Genomic DNA, 3834 nt, shown 5'->3' on the forward strand with positions numbered 1-3834 from the left:
AAATATCCAGGTTTTAGCCAAGTTTTAAGCCAATGAATTTAAAGTGAAAAGGGAGGTTTTTAGACAGTTTGACGTTCCGCGGCTTGGCGTGGTTGCGAGCTTCGGAACTGATTATTTTCTGTTAAAGATAAAATTTCTTGCGAAATGTAAACCTGATTTTACTACTAAATTCGCAATCACGCCAAGCCGCTGTTATGCCTTCGGTTTTTTATTTATTCCAATTTTCGGTTTCGCTTCCGCACCGTTTAAGTCGGAAGTATTTTAAAAATTATTTATTATGGCAAAGTTTTTTTCAAAGTTTTCTTTAAAGTGTCAATCTTTTTGGCGGTTACTTTCTCAACCACTTCCTTGGGATAAATCTTTAAAGGTTTGGCATCATTTTTTAATGATTTTGATTTCTCTTCTAGGTTTATTATTCGTTGTTCTAATTCGTTGTTTTTAGTACTGTCTTTATAGCCAAAATATATAGAAACGAGTACGGCAATTATTGAAATGACTAATGGGTACCATTTAGTTTTTAGAAGCCATTTATTGACTTTTGTAGATGTAATTATATTTTCTAATTCTGCATCTTCTTTTAATTTTAAAGCTAATTCTTTAGATTCTATATCTTTAAAAGAAGTAAAATTATAGCCTTCTTTTGTGAGAGTATAATTATAGTTTTCTCCAATGACAGGTTCTATTAATTTTAAATTTTTAAGTATGATATTAAAAATAGTTCCTTTTGTATCTGAATCAGGAAAAAATTCGTCTAAATCTTGCCTATACATAACTCTATTTTCAGATTTCTTAAATTCTGAAATAATAAGTTCAATTAACTCTTTATGTTGTTCTTTCATATTTATGTTCTGTAAACTGAGGCATAACGTTCTGGCACTACAGCGGGTTTGGGACTAAATTAAGCCCATTTCTCGGATTTGCCAAATCATCCCAAATACAAAACCATCTTTCCATTAAGTCCAATGCCCAAATCCGTTGTAGTGGCTGTTACAAGACGTAGCTATATGCGCAAACATTTTCTTCTTATTTGAAATTTTGAAGTTTTTTAAGAGTAGTTATTTTTCTCTCTTAGTGAACTAAAATAGAATTTTAGATGCTATAAACAACTAATATTCTTCTAAATAGTCCTTATTATTATCTATTATTCTTAATTTTTCTAAGTTTACATTTTGTGGTAAAATATAATTACCTACAAAATCAATGTCAAGATATTTATTGTTAAATAATCTTTTGTATAAAGGAAATACACCTCTATAATAAGTAAAACTTTCTCCTCTTTTGTAAGTATAAGTATGAAAAACATAATCATTTTGCCAAAAATCCTTGTATTTCAACAATGCTTCATTACTTATTTTTATATTTTGCAATATGGTAGGTAATTGAAAAAAAGATTCACCTTTAGAACCTCTAGAATCAGCAAATAAAGGTAAATCTAAGTCAAATAATTTACTTAGAAGCCAGCTATTCCATACAGCTTTTTTATTATAGCGTATAAAATAAGTGAAGGAGATTTTGTTGAAAATTTCTTTTATAAAACTAATGTCTGCTGTATTCACTGCAATTAAGTCCCATAAACCCTGTATTTTATCAAATTTATCAATATATGGAATTATATTTTCTGAATTCCACTCAACTTTAGTTACAATGATTTCCCATAGGCCATCAACATTGTCAAAAATATTAATTAACGGAATTATATTTTGAGAATTCCATTTAAATTGTCTTTTTTTTTCTCTAATTTCATCTACTTCTCTTTTATTAGGATCAGTCAGTGACAGATTAATAATGAATGAGTGATAGTCAATTAAGGCTTTTTTCCAATTAAAATCAAAAAAGATTTTATTTCTTATATCTTCCGATTGTGTTATTATTTGGGTACCTACTATACCTATTGATTTTAAGTTAGTTTCTAAGACATTAGACTCGCATAAATAAGCTAAATCAATTAAGTTTTGATATTCAATAAAAGGATTAGATGAAAAACTTTTGAAATCAACATTTTGATATTTTTTTTTTATAATGTTTTCAGAATTATAAATAAAATCATTCTTATGTATTTTTTTCTTATCCATAATTTCTACTTAGTTTGATTTTTTTCTTCAGCGTTTTTTTGTTTAAGATTTAACTATAGATATCTTTAAATTCTGTGATTTCAGAAGCTATGTCTTGTAACGGCTGTTATGGTGTGTAGCGACACGTATGTTGAGCACCAAAGCTTGGACGTTTCAATTATAGATTCCAATTTCGGATAGCTTCCCTCCTTCTGATTTTCGTCCTGATTAGTTTCGGCTTTTAAATTTCAAACTTTAGTTAAATGCAAAAAAAATTCCGCTTTCGATTGTCCGAAAAGCGGTTCACGTTTTGTTTTTCCGCAACAATTTAGCGGTGAGTTTCAGTTCAGATTTCGGTCAGATCGGTTTCTGCTTCGTTTTGCTTTTCCGAATTAAATCTCCTGATTAAATTCAGCTGTTTCTCGTCAACTGAGCTATACACCATAACGTTCTGGCGCTACACGAGGTTTGGGATTAAATTAAGCCCATTTTTCGGATTTGCCAAATTTTCCAAATATAAGACCATTTTTAAATTTAGCCTAATGCCCAAATCTCGTGTAACGGCTGTTGTGGGAGGGTTTCTTGATGCGTCTAGTTTATGTTTTTAGTTTCAATTTTCGGCTTTTATATTCTGTTTTCGGTTTCAGCAAATCGATTTCGAAAGTCAGCGTAAGTTTGGCAGATTGAGTTTTCACGCTTCTGCTTATCGATTCCAACTTTCACGTTTCTGCTTTTCACGCTTTTGCTTTTCGGCGTAAGTTTGGCAGATTCCAATTTTTCAAATTCAGCGTTCTGTCTGCGTTCTGTTTTTTACGTTTCTGCTTTGATTTCTATTGAAAATAAAAGCGTCAATTCGGCACGAATTGGCTGTGAAACTCTCCCACAACGTTCCGCAGCTTGGCGCAGTAGCGGCTGCGTGAAACGTATTATTTCTTGCTAAGATAAGATTTTCCAGCGGAAAATCGAACGTTGTTTTAAAACTAAAAGTAGCTATTGAGCCAAACTGCTGTTATAAGCTGCCTTTATTTTGTTTTATATACTAATTCCATATCATGAGAAGTTACAAAAACAGGGATTTTCGACCAGTTTTCGTTTCTATTATCGGCATCTATATAAGTTTTATTAAATAGTTCTTCCAGTCTTAGAGTTATTAAAATTGCGCAAAGATCACAAGCGATTTCTAGATTTACATCATTCCATTTTTCATTTTCCATATAATCTTTATAGACGTTTTGCAAATCTTCAAATCCCGTAATTGTAAAAATCCTGTCAGTTGAATAATCATAATCAGCAAGCCAATCAATATCATCTAAGTCATTACAAAAACTAAATGCAAAACCTGATAAAAACCATAAATCATAATTTATTGTAAAACCATTCATCTCACAGTAAATTGCACTAAGGTTTTTGCCAGTTGCTTTGTTTTTTTGAAAGAGTGAACTTAGAAAACTTTCACTTTTCCCTTCAAAATAGTTTTTTGAGTTTTTATAGAATGTTGCTAAATAATCGTTTAGATTTTTACCTAAATGGAGTAAATCACGATTTAGGACTTTATGGAAATCTGTTGTTGGAAGTTTTTTTAATTCAGATTCTGTAATTTCAATAGCCTTTTCAAGGTTGCCAACTTTGACAAATTCGTTAAGTTCATTCTCAAATTTATAAAAATCCATATTTCTTTCTTTAAATACTCTTTCTTAAGGTTGCTTATAACGTCAGTTCGTCTAAAAACCCTTTTTAGTTAACTACGTTTACCCAAAAATAGTTATTTACACGAGTTGTAAGT

The 3834-nt window shown here is 30.4% G+C and carries 3 protein-coding genes; all 3 read right to left on the bottom strand.

Translation table 11 applies throughout. The annotated features are described in order from the left end of the window. Positions 1–275: 275 nt before the first annotated feature. Entirely contained in the window at positions 276–839 is a 564-nt protein-coding gene (locus GWR14_RS23630; protein WP_163411606.1) for a hypothetical protein, read from the bottom strand. 267 nt (positions 840–1106) lie between these two features. Next, positions 1107–2072: a hypothetical protein gene (locus GWR14_RS23635; RefSeq protein ID WP_163411607.1), complete on the bottom strand. Its 966-nt coding sequence runs from the start codon at positions 2070–2072 to the stop codon at positions 1107–1109. 1001 nt (positions 2073–3073) lie between these two features. Next, entirely contained in the window at positions 3074–3721 is a 648-nt protein-coding gene (locus tag GWR14_RS23640; protein ID WP_163411608.1) for a TLD domain-containing protein, read from the bottom strand. Positions 3722–3834: the final 113 nt, after the last annotated feature.

It is taken from the genome of Flavobacterium ajazii (assembly GCF_010614725.1).
Lineage (GTDB): Bacteria > Bacteroidota > Bacteroidia > Flavobacteriales > Flavobacteriaceae > Flavobacterium > Flavobacterium ajazii.

Bases quoted from the DNA above. Each gene is read 5' to 3' on its own strand.
- GWR14_RS23630 (WP_163411606.1), bottom strand. From the start codon at position 839: ATGAAAGAACAACATAAAGAGTTAATTGAACTTATTATTTCAGAATTT.
- GWR14_RS23640 (WP_163411608.1), bottom strand. From the start codon at position 3,721: ATGGATTTTTATAAATTTGAGAATGAACTTAACGAATTTGTCAAAGTT.
- GWR14_RS23635 (WP_163411607.1), bottom strand. From the start codon at position 2,072: ATGGATAAGAAAAAAATACATAAGAATGATTTTATTTATAATTCTGAA.